The organism is Agromyces italicus DSM 16388 (assembly GCF_000421545.1).
Lineage (GTDB): Bacteria > Actinomycetota > Actinomycetes > Actinomycetales > Microbacteriaceae > Agromyces > Agromyces italicus.
On record NZ_ATXF01000010.1, the window covers coordinates 148549 to 164238 of the forward strand.

Below are 15690 nucleotides of genomic sequence, written 5' to 3' on the forward strand. Positions count from 1 at the left end.
GGCGCCCGGAACGCGGTTGCGCTTCAACGACACGCGAGGATCATCGCCGCGTAATCACTGCACGCACGCCTCGGGGTCGATCTTGGCTTCGAGGAGTTGCTGCCAGACTGTGGCCGCATCAGCGGCTGGTGCGATACCGTGCTCCTCGAGACACGCTTGGTAGAGCCTGTTCGTTTCAGAGGTGTCTTCGTGCGCAAGCTGCCAGGCGACATCGATCTGAGCGAACTCTCGTTCGTAGCAGCGCTGATCGTCGCCGGATCGGATGGCGTCGGCGTCGGCCACGGCGTAGTCGATGACGTCGCCATCCGACTCGGAGACGATGACCTCGGCGCCCGCCTGCTCCATGCACTCGGCAAACCGGGCGAAGCCGGCGTCGTACTCCGAACGGGAAACCTCGCCGTCGCCCATCGCGCTCGACTGCTCGTCCGAGATCAGGATCTTGGGCAAGTCGCTCCTGGTGATCTCCGCGCTGTCGGCGGTCGCATCCGCCATCGCACATCCGGTCAACGTGCCGAGGACGGCGAACGCCACAACGATCGCGCCGGCTTTTCGAGTGTTCATCAGCCTCTCCCCGTCAACTCGTGAACGTCGGGTGCACGGCACCGTGATGTTCACCGCTCGTCGTACCGGATTGGTACTTCACCGCAGAACTCGCCCCATACACCCAGCCGGTCCAATACGTCGGTCCGCCGGGGTATGCCATAAAGCGGGCACGAACACCAACTTCAACAATGTGGCAATCGCTGGTCTTGTAGGTCTGCGCCCCGCCAGAGAGATCGGTGTTCCTCCAGGAATAGCCTTTGATCTGCCCCGTTCCACCGGTTCCGTAGACACAGTTGATCGAGTTGTTGCCCAGCGCAGGACCGAGCCGGAGACCAAGACCATCGTTGCAAGGACTTCCCCCCGAAGGTCGTTCGCAACGCTTTCGCATACACTAGCGCGAGCCTCGACATGGAACAAGGATGGCTCGCGCGCGACGGGCACGGCATCGTGCTCAACTCGGCGCTGCACGCATAGGGCGCGCCCGGTACGCAGGTTTCGAGACGCGTCGACTCCGTCGGCGCTCCTCGACCAGCGGTGGTCCTCCGGGTGGGTCATGCGACCCATTCGCACGGAGTACAGTGGTGCTTCCGAGACCGCCGTGCGGCGGTCTCGTCGCGCGCATCACGAAGGAGTGACGTGGGTACCGACGCCCCGAGAACCCGCCGCCATCGCGGCCTGAGCTTCCTCATCGGCCTGCTGGTCACCGTGCTGGTGCTCGGCGTCGCGGGTGCCGGCCTCGGCTGGTGGACGGTGCAGCGCTCGTTCCCGACGACGAGCGGCCGCATCGATGTGCCCGGGCTCACCACGAGCGTCACGGTGTACCGCGACGACGCCGGCATCCCCCAGCTCGTCGCCGAGACGAGCCGCGACCTCTTCTTCGCGCAGGGCTACGTGCACGCGCAGGATCGCTTCTGGGAGATGGACTTCCGCCGCCACGTCACCGCGGGCCGCCTCGCCGAGATGTTCGGCGAATCGCAGGTCGGCACCGACAGCTTCATCCGGACCCTGGATTGGCGGGGCATCGCCGAGCAGGAATACGCACAGCTCGACGAGGAGTCGCGCGCGTACTACGAGGCCTATGCCGCGGGGGTGAACGCCTATCTGGGCGAACGCAGCGGCGCCGATCTCTCGCTCGAGTACGCGGTGCTCGGCCTCCAGAACGGCGCCTACTCCCCCGAGCCGTGGACCCCGGTCGACTCGATCGCCTGGCTCAAGGCCATGGCCTGGGATCTCCGCTCGAACCTCGGCGACGAGATCGACCGGGCTCTCCTGGCCTCCGCGCTGCCCGCCGAAGAGGTCGCGCGCCTCCACCCCGACTTCCCGTGGGGCGCGATGCCGACGATCGTCGGCGGTCCCCTCGTCGCCGCGCCGGTCGCCTCCTCGGTCACCCCGCTCGACGATGCGGGCGAACCGGGCGCCGAGAACGCGGCGGCGACCGACGCGTCGACGACTTCGACGATCGAGGCGGATGCCACGGCGCCCGAGCATCTCGCGGCGCTCGCCTCGCTCGCGCAGACCATCGATGGCATCCCCGAGCTGCTCGGCCCCGAGGGCGGCGATCTCGGTTCGAACTCGTGGGTCGTCTCGGGCGCGCTCACCGAGAGCGGCAAGCCGCTGCTCGCGAACGACCCGCACCTCGGGCCGGCGATGCCCTCCATCTGGACGCAGATGGGTCTGCACTGCGCCGTGGTGAACGACGCCTGCCCGTTCGACGTCGCCGGCTACTCGTTCTCGGGGCTGCCCGGCATCGTGATCGGTCACAACGAACGCATCGCCTGGGGCTTCACCAATCTCGGGCCCGATGTCGCCGACCTCTACCTCGAGCGCGTCGACGGCGACAGCTACGAACTCGACGGAACGATGGTGCCGCTCACGATCCGCGAAGAGGTCATCGAGGTCGCGGGCGGCGACCCGGTGACGATCACCGTGCGCTCGACCGGTCGCGGGCCGATCGTCACCGGCATCGGCTCCGACTTCGGCGCGGTCGCCGAGTCCTACCCCGCGGCATCCGACGCCCCAGAGGGCGACTACCAGGTCTCCCTGCAGTGGACCGCGCTCACCCCCGGCACCACGGCCCAGGCGATCTTCGCGCTCGACCGTGCGCGCGACTGGGAGGGGTTCCGCCACGCGGCCTCCCTCTTCGACGTTCCGTCGCAGAATCTCGTCTACGCCGACGACACGGGCATGATCGGCTACCAGGCGCCCGGCAAGATCCCCGTGCGCAAGTCGGGCGACGGCACCGTGCCGATGCCCGGCTGGACGAGCGCGAACGGCTGGTCCGGCATGCTGCCGTTCGATCAGCTGCCGAGCGTGCAGAACCCGCCTGCGGGCTATATCGTGACCGCGAACAACGCCGCCGCGGGCCCCGACGGCCCCCTGATCACGAAGGACTGGGACTACGGCTACCGCGCCGCGAGCATCGACAAGCTGATCCGCGAGCGACTCGACGCCGGCGAGAAGCTCACGGCCGACGACCTCCTCGACATCCAGCTCGACACGAGCGACCTGAACGCGCAGCAGTTCCTGCCGTTCATCGCCGAACTCTCGGCGAGCCTCGACGGCGATGCCGCGCGCGGCGCGGCCCTGCTCGACGGCTGGAACGCGAAGGCCGACGCCGACAGCGCCGAAGCCGCCTACTTCGCCGTGTTCTGGCGCACTCTGCTGGGCGACATGTTCGGCGAGCTGCCCGAGCAGACCCGCCCACAGGGCGGCGACCGCTGGTTCGACGTCGTCGGCACCCTGCTCGGCGAACCCGAGAACGATTGGTGGGGCGACGGCGGCCGCGATGCGGCGATCTCCGGCGCGCTCGACGCGGCGTGGGCCGAGGCATCCGAGCTCATGGGCGACGACGACGCCGCATGGCGCTGGGGCGAGCTGCACACCCTCACGCTCACCAATCAGAGCTTCGGAGAGTCGGGCATCGGGCCCATCGAGTGGCTCTTCAACCGCGGACCCTACGAACTCGGCGGCGGCTCGGCGATCGTCAACGCGATCGGCTGGGACGCGAGCATCGGCTACGGCGTCGACTGGGTGCCGTCGATGCGCATGGTGATCGACCTCGACGACCTCGACGAGTCGCGCTGGATCAACCTCACGGGCGCGTCGGGGCACGCCTTCAATCCGCACTACGACGACCAGGCGCCGCTCTGGCAGCGCGGCGAGACCCGGCCGTGGCCGTTCACGCTCGACGCCGTCACCGAGGCTGCGCACGACACGCTCGTGCTGCGGCCGGCCGGCTGAGCGCTTCACGCACCCCGACGGCGAACGGCCCCGATTCCATCCTCGGAATCGGGGCCGCTCGGCGTTCGGTCGCTCGGTCGCTCGGTCGCTCGGTCGCTCGGTCGCTCGGCGCGAGCCTGGCTCAGACGCCCGGGTAGTGCCGTTCGGGCTCGCCCGTGTAGAGCTGCTGCGGGCGACCGATCTTCGTCTGCGTGTCGAGGTTCATCTCGCGCCAGTGGGCGATCCAGCCGGGCAGGCGGCCGATCGCGAACAGCACGGTGAACATGCGCGTCGGGAAGCCCATCGCCTTGTAGATGACGCCGGTGTAGAAGTCGACGTTCGGGTAGAGGCGGCGCTCCTTGAAGTAGTCGTCCTCGAGGGCGAACTGCTCGAGCTCTTTGGCGATGTCGAGCAGCGGGTCGTTCACGCCGAGGCTCTCGAGCACGGCATCGGCCGACTGCTTCACGATCTTCGCACGCGGGTCGTAGTTCTTGTAGACGCGGTGTCCGAAGCCCATGAGCTTGACGCCGTCTTCTTTGTTCTTCACGCGCTCGACGAATCGGCCGACGCCCTCGCCCGACTCCTGGATGCGGGCGAGCATCTGCAGCACGGCCTCGTTCGCGCCGCCGTGCAGCGGGCCCGAGAGCGCCTGGATGCCGGCGGAGATCGACGAGTACAGGTTCGCGCCGGTCGAGCCGACGAGGCGGACCGTCGAGGTCGAGGCGTTCTGCTCGTGGTCTTCGTGGAGGATCAGCAGCCGGTCGAGCGCCTTCGCGAGCGTCGGGTCGATGTGGTACGGCTCGGCCATGTTGCCGAAGTTCAGACGAAGGAAGTTCGGCACGAAGTCGAGCGAGTTGTCGGGGTAGAGGAACGCCTGGCCGAGGCTCTTCTTGTGCGCGTAGGCGGCGATGACCGGCAGCTTCGCCAGCAGGCGCAGCGTCGTCAGCTCGACGTGGTCGGGGTCGTGCGGGTCGGACGAGTCCTCGTAGTAGGTCGACAGGGCCGCGACCGCACTCGAGAGCACCGACATCGGGTGCGCGGTGTGCGGCAGCGCCGAGAAGAACCGCTTGAGGTCTTCGTGCAGCAGCGTGTGGCGGCGCACCTTCTCGTCGAAGTCGGCGAGCTGATCGGCACTCGGCAGTACGCCGTAGATGAGGAGCCAGGCGACCTCGAGGAAGGTGGAGTGCTCGGCGAGTTCTTCGATCGGGTAGCCCCGGTAGCGGAGGATGCCCTGCTCGCCGTCGATGTACGTGATCGCCGACCGCGTCGACGCGGTGTTGACGAAGCCGTAATCGAGGCCAGTGAGGCCCGTCTGCCGGGTCAGCGTCGAGAGGTCGAGGCTGGAGTTGCCCGCGACGGCGCGTCGAACCGGGAACTCGGCCGTGCCGCCGGGGAAGCTGAGGGTTGCGGTCTCGGGGTTCTGCCCCGCCGCGGGGTTCACGACGTCGCTCACGGCGCCTCCTGTGATCGTCACTTGCGCGGTCACCTGCTTTCAGGGGCCGTCGGCGTAGGGTCGGCTGCGGCCCGACCTACAGCCTAGACGTGCTCGGGGCACACTGTCGCATCCGCCAAGAGATCCTTGTATACATTGGCTGGTCGTCACAGCGACCGGATGTGTCGTGGTGAACGGATGCTACGTGCGAGCCGCCGCACGGAGGCGTTCGGCGGCGGCGGCGATGCGCTCGTCGCTCGCGGTGAGCGAGAGCCGCACGTGCTCGGGGTGGTGGACGCCGTAGAAGTGCCCGGGACCGCCGACGATGCCGAGATCGGCCAGACGGCCGATCGACTCCCAGGCGTCGCGCCCCTCGCTCGCCCAGAGGTAGAGCCCCGCCTCGCTGCGGTCGATGCGGAACCCGGCCGACTCGAGCGCCGGCAGCAACTGCTCGCGGCGCGCGCGATAGCGCGCCTTCTGCTCGGCGACGTGGGCATCGTCGCGCAGCGCCGCGATCATCGCCTGCTGCAACGGTCGGGCGAGCATCAGCCCGGCGTGCTTGCGCACGTTCGTGAGCCGGCCGAGGACCGTACGGCAGCCGGCGAGGAACGCGGTGCGGTAGCCCGCCATGTTCGACTGCTTCGAGAGCGAGTACGCGACGAGCGTGTTGCGCCGGCTGTCGCCCACGACCCGGGGGTCGAGCAGGCTCGGCACCGGGGCATCCGCCCATTCGCCCGCCCAGCCGAGCTCGGCGTAGCACTCGTCGCCGACGATGATCGCGTCGAGCTCGAGGGCGCGCTCGCGCGCCGCCCGCAGTTCGTCGATCGACAGCACGCGGCCGTCGGGGTTGCCCGGGCTGTTCAGCCACACGAGTTTCGTGGCCGCGGGCCACTCGGCGGGGTCGTCGCTCGCCATCGCGGTCGCCCCGACGAGCACCGCACCCATCTCGTAGCTCGGGTACGCGGCCTTCGGGTGCACCACGACGTCACCCTCGCCGAGCCCGAGCAGGAACGGCAGCAGCGCGACGAGCTCTTTCGAGCCGACCGTGGGCAGCACGTTCTCGCGGCCGAGGCCGGTCACGCCGCGACGCCGCGCGAACCAGGCCACGATCTCGTCGCGCAGCTCGTCGGTGCCGACCGTCAGCGGATAGGCGTGGGCGTCGCTCGCTGCGGCGAGGGCCTCGCGCACGACGGCGGGCGTCTCGTCGACAGGCGAGCCGATCGACAGGTCGACCACCCCGCCCGGGTGCGCCGCGGCGCGCTCGCGATACGGGACCATGAGGTCCCACGGGTAGTCGGGAAGCTCGCGCCCGGCCACGGTCAGTGGCCCTGCGGCGGCAGCGCGGCGATGATCGGGTGGTCCATCGCGATGACGCCGACCTTCGCGGCGCCGCCGGGCGAGCCGACCGCGTCGACCGTGGCCGTCGAGATCTCGAAGAACTCGACGTTGGCCTTGTAGTAGTCGGCCCACTCGTCGGGCAGGTCGTCTTCGTAGTAGATCGCCTCGACCGGGCAGACCGGCTCGCACGCACCGCAGTCGACGCACTCGTCGGGGTGGATGTAGAGCGACCGCCCACCCTCGTAGATGCAGTCGACCGGGCACTCGTCGATGCAGGCGCGGTCCTTCACATCGACGCACGGGAGGGCGATGACATAGGTCACGGTGGTTCGTGCTCCTTCGAAGAGGCGGGGACTTCAGTCTATGCGTGCGCGTCGGCGGCCGCGCGCGAGCGCCGACGCGAGGGGAGCTCGGGCCAGGCGACGATCAGCACGGCGATCAGCGCCGGGGCGACCGCCCAGACCGTGCCGGCGACATCGCCGGCGACGAGCACCGAACCGCCGCCCGGCCCCGGAAGCGTGAGCACGGCGACGATGACGACGAGACCGGCCGCCGTCGCAGCGGCGATCGCACGCCCGTGAGTCAGGAGACGGATTCCGAGGAGGAGCGCGGCGACGCCGACGAGCGCCGCGATGATGCCCCACGGGATCGCGACCTCGCCGATGCGGAGCACATGCCGGTGACCGACGGTTGCGACCGCCCCGTAGACGACGCCCACCACCGCGGCGAGCAGGAGCCCCCCGATGCGACTGGCGAGCGAGAAGCCGCCGGTGTCGTGGCCGGTGCTCACGGCGCCGGGGTGACCGTGTAGGAGACCGTCTCGCCGTCGGCGGCGAGGAGGACGAGGTACGTGCCGTTCGAGTAGACGAGTGCGTCGGCCCCGCTGCCCGAGAGCTCGGTGTTCTTCGCGAAGCCGGCACCCTCGAGCTTCGCGGCCGCATCGGCGACCGGGTCGGCGGCGGTCGAGGTGATCATCACGATCCAGCCGTCGGCGCCGCCGGCGCCCGCGCCGAGCGCGATCTCACCGTCGACGAGCGGGATCTCGGACGGGAAGTCGCCCGGCAGTTCGCCGTCGAGGCTGACCTCTCCGCCGGTGGCGTCTTCGATCGCACCTTCGACGCCCTCGTTCACCAGGTCTTCGATCGGGTTGACGCAGCCCGTGAAGAGCGCGGCGGACAGCGCGGCGATCGCGACGGCCGCGGCGGCCCGCCGTGCGGTGACGAGACTCCTGGACATGGCTTCGAGTCTACCCGGCGCACCGCAGGCGGGGCGGGTGCCGTAGCGTGGAGCCGACACCGCCCCGACGGAGAGGATCGACGACGATGACCGAAGGCACGAGCCCCGCGACGGCCGAGCAGTCCGAAGTGCGCGTCGAGCGCGACGGGCCCTTCGCGATCGTCACGATCGACCGCCCCGCGGCCCTCAACGCGCTCTCCCCCGCGGTGCTCGCGGCCCTCGCCGACGCCTTCGCCGGGCTCGCCGACGAGGGTCCGGCCGTCCGGGGCGTGCTGCTCACTGGCGCCGGTGGGCGCGCGTTCGTCGCCGGCGCCGACCTGCGCGAGCTGGCCGACCACACACCGGCCGAGGGTGAGGACGCGGCCGATGCCGGTCACCGCGTCGCCGCCATGATCGAGTCGCTGCCCGCCCCGGTGATCGCCTGCGTCGACGGCTTCGCGCTCGGCGGCGGTCTCGAGCTCGCACTCGCCTGCGACTTCATCTACGCCACGGACGCCTCGGCGTTCGGTCAGCCCGAGGTGAAGCTCGGGCTGATCCCCGGCTTCGGCGGCACGGTGCGGCTGCCCCGCGCCGTGGGGCTCGCACTCGCGAAGGAGCTGATCTACACGGGCCGTCGCATCGGCATCGAGGAGGCCGTCGCGGCCGGCCTCGTCGCCCGCCGCTTCGCCGATCGCGAGGCGCTCTTCGTCGGCGCGCGCGCGACGCTCGAGCTCATCGCCCAGAACGCCGCGCCCGCCGTGGGGCTCGCCAAGCGGGTGCTCGTGGATGCCACGGGGCAGCCCACGGCGACGGCGACACTGCTCGAGATCGCCGGATTCGGCGATGCGTTCCGCACCGACGACATGCGCGAAGGCGTCGCCGCCTTCCTCGAGAAGCGCGAGCCCCGCTTCACGGGCGCCTAGGTGGAATGAGTTCCCTCGCCTTCAGCGGTCGTCGGCGTGAGGGATCGCTTGGCCGGCGCCTGATGAGCCGGTTATGCCAGATCCCGGCGGCGAGGGCGAGGAGTCTGGCGGCGACACACGGGAGTGGCCCCCGCCTGGGGCGCGCCCGCCCGTAGCGTTCGAGGGTGAGCATCTCTGGAGCTCGTTTCGGGGGTGCTTTCCCGCAAGGTCGGCACGGAATCGCGGCACCACATTGCGGGAAAGCACCCCCGAAACGGCGTGGCCTGGTGGGGGCGTCGTACACCGAGCCCGAGCGGGTCGAGGATCAGCCGACGCGGGCCACGAGCCAGGCGAAGCCGTCGAAGCGCACGCCGTCGGTGCCGAACATCTCGAGGTGGAGGTGCGGGCCGGTCGACTGACCGGTGGTGCCGACGCGCCCGAGCTGCTGCCCGGCCGTCACTCGCTGACCCTCTGAGACCGCGATCGAGCCGTACTGCATGTGGGCGTACGAACTCGTGACGAGCTCGCCCCCGATGTTGTGCTGCACCTCGACGTTCACGCCGAGACCGCCGCCGCCCTCGGTCGCGAGCACGACGACGCCGTCGGCGATCGACATCACCGGGGTGCCGTCACCCGGGTTGAAGTCGATGCCGTCGTGGACCGTCGAGCAGCCGGCGCAGGGCGCGCTGCGCGGGCCGAAGCCCGAACTGCGCCGGTCGGGGTTCTGCACCGGCCAGACGACGGCGCCGGTCTCGATGAGCGAGACGGCGCCGACACTGGCGACCTCCGAGACGATGGGCGGCGGGGCCTTGTGCACGTCGTAGGACTCGATCGCGAGGGTCGATTCGACCGCTTCGCTGCCGACCTCGACGGTCTGCGGGGTGAAGGTCACGGTGTCCTCGACCGGGGCGTACACCGAAGCGCGGTGCTCGACGTCGGTCGCCGTGATCGCGAGCGCCGGAACGCTGGTCGCGACGATCATGCCGCCGGTGAAAGCCATGGCGATCACCGAGAAGGCCTGCCGGGCGGCGAAGCGGGGAAGGATGCGCCCGCGGCGCGGGGCCGTCGTGCGGGCAGAACTGCGGGTGGCCGCGCGGCGGCCGCGTTGGGGGAAGGAAGTCATCACAGGTTACGTATGAGGGGGTCGGGTTTCGTGGCGAAACTGGTTCGAGATCGAGACAATCTCAGGTAACGTACGCAGCGATTCTGGGAGAAACCTCCGATGCGCATGCATGAAAGCCGGGCATCCTCCACGAAAGCGAAACGCGGATGCCACGGGGCGACCCCGTGGCATCCGCGTTCGGTTGCGCGATTCGCTGCCGATCAGCCCTGCTTCTTCAGGCGCGAGGTGATGCGCGCGCGTGCCGTCGCGTCGAGCTCGACCTTGCGGATGCGCACTGCGGTGGGGGTGACCTCGACGCACTCGTCCTCGCGGGCGAACTCGAGGCACTCCTCCAGCGAGAGCTGGCGCGAGGGCGTCATCGACTCGAAGGTGTCGGCCGTCGACGAACGCATGTTCGTGAGCTTCTTCTCCTTCGTGATGTTCACGTCCATATCGTCGGCGCGCGAGTTCTCGCCGATAACCATGCCCTCGTAGACCTCCTCGGTCGGGTTCACGAAGAAGGTCATGCGCTCCTGGAGGGCGATGATCGCGAACGGCGTGACGACGCCCGAACGGTCGGCGACGATCGAGCCGTTGTTGCGCGTGACGATCTGGCCGGCCCATGCGTCGTAGCCGTGCGAGATCGCGTTCGCGATGCCGGTGCCGCGGGTGGTGGTCATGAATTCGGTGCGGAAACCGATGAGGCCGCGGCTCGGGACGATGAACTCCATACGGACCCAGCCGGTGCCGTGGTTCGACATGTTGTCCATACGGCCCTTGCGGGCGGCGAGCAGCTGCGTGATCGCGCCGAGGTACTCTTCGGGGGCGTCGATCGTGAGGTGCTCGTAGGGCTCGTGCGTCTTGCCGTCGACCTGCCTCGTGACGACCTGGGGCTTGCCCACGGTGAGCTCGTAGCCCTCTCGGCGCATCTGCTCGACGAGGATCGCGAGCGCGAGCTCGCCGCGGCCCTGCACCTCCCAGGCGTCGGGGCGGCCGATGTCGACGACCTTCAGCGACACGTTGCCGACGAGCTCGCGGTCGAGGCGGTCCTTCACCATGCGGGCGGTGAGCTTGTGGCCCTTGACCTTGCCGACGAGCGGCGAGGTGTTCGTGCCGATCGTCATCGAGATCGCGGGCTCGTCGACGGCGATGACCGGCAGCGGACGCACGTCGTCGGGGTCGGCGAGGGTGTCGCCGATCATGATGTCCTCGAAACCGGCGACCACGGCGATGTCACCGGGGCCGGCGCTCTCGGCCGGGTAGCGGTCGAGCGCCTTCGTGAGGAAGAGCTCGGTGACGCGCACGTTCTGCACCGAACCGTCGTGCTTGACCCACGCGACGGTCTGGCCCTTCTTGATGGTGCCCTGGAAGACGCGGAGGAGCGCGAGACGGCCGAGGAACGGCGAAGCGTCGAGGTTGGTGACGTGCGCCTGCAGGGGGTGCTCGTCGTCGAAGGTCGGCGCGGGGATGTGCTTGAGGATCGCCTCGAACAGCGGCTCGAGGTCGCCGTTGTCGGGCAGCTCGCCGTTCTCGGGCTTCGTGTGGCTCGCGGCGCCGTTGCGGCCCGAGGCGTAGACCACCGGCACGTCGAGGATCGCGTCGAGGTCGAGGTCGGGCACGTCGTCGGCGAGGTCGGAGGCGAGGCCGAGCAGGAGGTCCTGGCTCTCGGCGACGACCTCGTCGATGCGCGCGTCGGGGCGGTCGGTCTTGTTGACGAGGAGGATGACCGGCATGCGGGCCTCGAGCGCCTTGCGCAGCACGAAGCGGGTCTGCGGCAGCGGGCCCTCGCTCGCGTCGACGAGGAGGACGACGCCGTCGACCATCGACAGGCCGCGCTCGACCTCGCCGCCGAAGTCGGCGTGGCCCGGGGTGTCGATGACGTTGATCGTGATGGGCTCTCCGCCCGCGTGCTCGCCGTTGTAGGTGATCGCCGTGTTCTTGGCGAGGATCGTAATGCCCTTCTCGCGCTCGAGCTCGTTCGAGTCCATCGCACGCTCCTCGATGTGCGCGTGCGCGTCGAAGGAGTTCGTCTGGTTGAGCATCGCGTCGACGAGCGTCGTCTTGCCGTGGTCGACGTGCGCGACGATTGCGACGTTGCGCAGGGAGTTACGGGTGGCGTTCGCCATGGATGGGTTCCTCGCGGTGGGGCATCCGCTCTGTCAGGCCACCCGGAAACGGGCTCGGCCGGGCGCCGCGGATGCGCTGGATGGGAGTCTGTGGGAGCGCGGACGACCGTGTATCGACGGTTCGCGCCAAGCAATCCTACCGTGCGCACCCGGGTGAACGCCGAACGCCCGGCATCCGATGGTCGGATGCCGGGCGTTCCGGACGTGCGGAGCTACGCTCCGAGTTTGATGTTCGCGCCCGGGATGGCCGCAAGCAGGTCTCGGGTGTACTGCTCCTTGGGGTTGCCGAACACCTCGTCGGTGGTCGCCGCCTCGACGATGCGCCCCTTCTGCATCACGCAGACGTTGTCGGCGATGACACGCACGACCGCGAGGTCGTGGGTGATGAAGAGGTACGTCAGGTTGAGCTCGGCCTGAAGCTCGGCGAGCAGGCGTAGGATCTGCGCCTGCACCAGCACGTCGAGCGCGGAGACCGCCTCATCGAGGATGACGATCTCGGGCTTCAGCGCGAGCGCACGCGCGATGGCGATGCGCTGGCGCTGGCCGCCCGAGAGCTCGTTCGGGTAGCGGCTGACGAGCGTGCGCGGCAGCGACACCTGGTCGAGCAGCTCGAACACGCGCTCGCGACGCGACGCCGGCGTGCCGACCTTGTGCGTCGACAGTGGCTCGGCGATGGTGTTGCCGATGTTGCGCAGCGGGTTCAGCGAACCGTACGGGTCCTGGAAGACGGGCTGCATACGGCTTCGGAGACCGAACATCTCTTTGCCGCTCACGCTCGCGAGGTCGTGACCGCCGACGACGATCTTGCCGCTGGTCGCGTCTTCGAGCTTCAACAGCATCTTCGCGACGGTCGACTTGCCCGAACCGGATTCGCCGACGAGCGCCGTGGTGGTGCCCTTCGCGATCTGGAACGAGACGTCGTCGACCGCGGTGAAGTCGCCCGAACCGCGGATCTTGAAGACCTTGGTGAGGTTCTCCACCACGATCGCCGGCGGCTGCGAGGCCGCGGCCTCGAGTGCCTCGGCGCGGGCCTCGGCGGTCGCCAGCAGGTCGATCGTCTCACCGGCCGCCGTCGAGGCGTCGGCGGCGATCGAGGACTCGGCCGCCGCGATGCTGCCCGTCGCCTGGATGCGCCGCGAGGCGAGGCTCGGGGCGGCGGCGACGAGACGCTGCGTGTACGGGTGCTGCGGGTTCTGCAGGATGTCGGCCGAGGGGCCCGCTTCGACGACCTGGCCCTTGTACATGACGAGGAGCTGCTCGGCGCGCTCGGCCGCGAGGCCGAGGTCGTGCGTGATGAACAGCAGCGTCGTGCCGAGTTCGCGGGTGAGCGACTCGAGGTGGTCGAGGATGACCCGCTGCACCGTCACATCGAGCGCCGAGGTCGGCTCGTCGGCGATGAGGAGCTGCGGGTTGGCCGCGAGGCCCATGCCGATGAGCACGCGCTGGCGCATGCCGCCCGAGAACTGGTGCGGGAACTGCTTGAGACGCCGGTCGGCGTCTTGCAGGCCGGCCTCCTTCAGCACCTGGATGGCACGCTTCTTGACCTCTTTGCGGCCGGTGGCGATGCCGTTCGCACGGATCGCCTCCTCGACCTGGAAGCCGATCGACCACACCGGGTTGAGGTTCGACATCGGGTCTTGAGGCACGAAGCCGATCTTGCGACCGCGGATCTGTTCCATCTCGTGCTGCGAGGCCTGGGCCAGATCCTGCCCGTCGAGCAGCACCTGTCCGCCCGAGATGTGGCCGGTACCCGGAAGCAGGTTGATGATCGCGTGCGCGGTCGTCGACTTGCCCGAGCCCGACTCGCCGACGATCGCGAGGCTGGAGCCGCGGTCGAGCGTGAAGCTCACCCCGCGGACCGCCTGCACGACACCGGTCTGGGTGCGGAATCCGACCTCGAGGTCTTTGACTTGGAGCAGGGGGGTGCTCATCGCTGTGCCCTCGCCTTCGGGTCGAGTGCGTCTCGCACGACTTCACCGAGCATGATGAACGAGAACACGGTCAGGGACAGGGCGATCGACGGGTAGATCAGCACCTGCGGTGCGGTGCGGAGGGTCGTCTGCGCCTGGGCGATGTCGTTGCCCCACGACATGAACGTCGAGGGCAGGCCGACGCCGAGGAACGAGAGCGTCGCCTCGGCGACGATCGCACCGGCGAGCGAGATCGTCGCGATCACGATGACGGGCGCGATCGAGTTGGGCACGACATGCGCCCACAGGATCTTGAACCGCGAGACGCCGATCGCCGTGGCGGCGGTCACGAAGTCGGAGTTCTTGACCCTGAGGATCTCGGATCTCAGCACACGTGCGGTCGCGGGCCACGCGAAGACGCCGATCGCGAGGGAGATGACCCACACGCTCCGGTAGTTCGCGAGCACCGACATGATGACGACCGCGGCGAGGATGTAGGGGATCGAGAAGAAGATGTCGCCGACGCGCGAGAGCACCCCGTCGACCCAGCCGCCGTAGTAGCCCGCGAACGCGCCGAACAGCACGCCGAGGGTGAACACGAGGATGGTGACGATGATGCCGACCGACAGCGAGGTGCCTGCGCCGTAGACGATGCGCGCGAACACGTCGCAGCCCTGACGCGTGAACCCGAGCGGGTGCCCGGGAACGGGCGCCCCGTTGCTGTTCGCGAGCTGGCAGCCCTCGTTCGGCGACTCGTTCGTGAACAGGCCGGGGAAGAGCGCGACGAACACGATGATGAGGATCAGCGCGGAGGAGATCCAGAACATCGGGCGGCGGCGCAGATCGTGCCAGGCGTCGATCCAGAGGTTCGACGGCTTGCCCTCGGTCTTGACGCTGTCGATCGCGGCGAGCGGCGTCTCCTCCAGCGGAGCGACGTAGTGCTCGATGCGGGGTTTCGATGAAGACGTGTCAGGCATAACGGATCCTCGGGTCGAGCACGGCGTAGAGAAGGTCGATCAGGAGGTTCACGACGAGGTACAGCAGCACCATGACCGTGACGAAGGAGACCACCGTCGGCCCTTCGCCCTTGAGTACCGCCTGGTAGAGGGTGCGCCCGACTCCGGGCACGTTGAAGATGCCCTCCGTCACGGTCGCACCCACGAGCAGCGTGCCGAAGTCGGTACCGAGATAGGTGACCACCGGGATCAGCGAGTTGCGCAGGATGTGCACGGGCACGACGCGCCGTCGCGTGAGCCCCTTGCTGTACGCGGTCCGGACGAAGTCGAGGCTCTGCGTCTCGATGACCGAGGAGCGCGTCAATCGCACGATCTGGGCGAAGCTGATCGTCGCGAGCACGATGGCCGGCAGGATCAGATCGACGAACCCCGGGTCGCCGCCCACGGTCGGGCTGAACCAGCCCCACTGGATCGCCAGGAAGTACTGGGCGACGAAGCCGAGCACGAAGATCGGCAGCGAGATCAGCACGAGGCTCACCGCGAGACCGGTCGCATCGAAGATGCCGCCCTTGCGGAGTCCGCTGATGAGGCCGACCAGGATGCCGGCGACCATCTCGAAGAAGATCGCGAGGATGGCGAGTCGGATCGTCACGGGGAAGGTGCGCGCGAGCACTTCAGTGACCGGCTGCCCCGAGTAGGTGACGCCGAAGTCGCCCTGGAAGATGCCGATCAGGTAGTAGAAGTACTGCACGATGAACGGGTCGTTCAGGTGGTACTGATCACGGATCTGGTCGATCACGCCGGGAGCCGGCGGACGGTCGCCGTAGAGCGCCGCGATCGGGTCGCCCGGCATGGCGAAGACCATGAAGTAGATGAGGAAGGTGGCTCCGAGGAGCACGGGGATGATTTGGAGGAGGCGCTTTCCGGTGTACCAGAGCATCAGCGCT

Annotated in this window: 13 protein-coding genes; 2 read left to right on the top strand and 11 right to left on the bottom strand. The window is 69.0% G+C overall.

The features are described from left to right. Nucleotides 1-54: 54 nt before the first annotated feature. Entirely contained in the window at nucleotides 55-615 is a 561-nt protein-coding gene (locus H516_RS0115505) for a hypothetical protein (RefSeq protein WP_157432285.1), read from the bottom strand. 564 nt (nucleotides 616-1179) lie between these two features. On the opposite strand from H516_RS0115505, the gene H516_RS0115510 reads away from it, so the two are divergent. Continuing rightward, a complete protein-coding gene (locus H516_RS0115510) occupies nucleotides 1180-3783 on the top strand; it encodes a penicillin acylase family protein (protein WP_022890624.1) in 2604 nt (867 codons plus the stop codon). 121 nt (nucleotides 3784-3904) lie between these two features. Here the strand turns inward: H516_RS0115510 and H516_RS0115515 are convergent, their stop codons facing one another. The 5 genes from H516_RS0115515 to H516_RS22560 form a co-directional block, all read right to left on the bottom strand. Continuing rightward, entirely contained in the window at nucleotides 3905-5215 is a 1311-nt protein-coding gene (locus H516_RS0115515) for a citrate synthase (RefSeq protein WP_022890625.1), read from the bottom strand. Between the two features lie 180 nt (nucleotides 5216-5395). Then, nucleotides 5396-6511, bottom strand: coding sequence for a succinyldiaminopimelate transaminase (gene dapC / locus H516_RS0115520; RefSeq protein WP_022890626.1), 1116 nt, complete (start codon nucleotides 6509-6511; stop codon nucleotides 5396-5398). Between the two features lie 2 nt (nucleotides 6512-6513). Continuing rightward, entirely contained in the window at nucleotides 6514-6855 is a 342-nt protein-coding gene (gene fdxA / locus H516_RS0115525; protein WP_022890627.1) for a ferredoxin, read from the bottom strand. 38 nt (nucleotides 6856-6893) lie between these two features. Next, complete coding sequence (locus tag H516_RS0115530; protein WP_022890628.1) at nucleotides 6894-7322, bottom strand: hypothetical protein; 429 nt, start codon at nucleotides 7320-7322, stop codon at nucleotides 6894-6896. Continuing rightward, nucleotides 7319-7768 (bottom strand): hypothetical protein, encoded by a 450-nt coding sequence (locus H516_RS22560; protein ID WP_022890629.1) that lies wholly within the window; start codon nucleotides 7766-7768, stop codon nucleotides 7319-7321. The genes H516_RS0115530 and H516_RS22560 overlap by 4 nt, the downstream gene beginning before the upstream one ends. A gap of 86 nt (nucleotides 7769-7854) precedes the next feature. On the opposite strand from H516_RS22560, the gene H516_RS0115540 reads away from it, so the two are divergent. Further along, entirely contained in the window at nucleotides 7855-8670 is an 816-nt protein-coding gene (locus H516_RS0115540) for an enoyl-CoA hydratase/isomerase family protein (protein WP_022890630.1), read from the top strand. Between the two features lie 304 nt (nucleotides 8671-8974). Here the strand turns inward: H516_RS0115540 and H516_RS0115545 are convergent, their stop codons facing one another. The 5 genes from H516_RS0115545 to H516_RS0115565 form a co-directional block, all read right to left on the bottom strand. Beyond that, complete coding sequence (locus tag H516_RS0115545; RefSeq protein ID WP_022890631.1) at nucleotides 8975-9772, bottom strand: M23 family metallopeptidase; 798 nt, start codon at nucleotides 9770-9772, stop codon at nucleotides 8975-8977. 200 nt (nucleotides 9773-9972) lie between these two features. After that, nucleotides 9973-11877, bottom strand: coding sequence for a translational GTPase TypA (gene typA / locus H516_RS0115550; RefSeq protein ID WP_022890632.1), 1905 nt, complete (start codon nucleotides 11875-11877; stop codon nucleotides 9973-9975). A gap of 212 nt (nucleotides 11878-12089) precedes the next feature. Continuing rightward, on the bottom strand, nucleotides 12090-13808 hold the full coding sequence (locus tag H516_RS0115555; protein WP_022890633.1) for a dipeptide ABC transporter ATP-binding protein: 1719 nt from the start codon (nucleotides 13806-13808) through the stop codon (nucleotides 12090-12092). Further along, complete coding sequence (locus H516_RS0115560; protein WP_022890634.1) at nucleotides 13805-14764, bottom strand: ABC transporter permease; 960 nt, start codon at nucleotides 14762-14764, stop codon at nucleotides 13805-13807. Before H516_RS0115560 ends, H516_RS0115555 begins: the two co-directional genes overlap by 4 nt. After that, on the bottom strand, nucleotides 14757-15683 hold the full coding sequence (locus H516_RS0115565; protein WP_022890635.1) for an ABC transporter permease: 927 nt from the start codon (nucleotides 15681-15683) through the stop codon (nucleotides 14757-14759). The genes H516_RS0115560 and H516_RS0115565 overlap by 8 nt, the downstream gene beginning before the upstream one ends. Nucleotides 15684-15690: the final 7 nt, after the last annotated feature.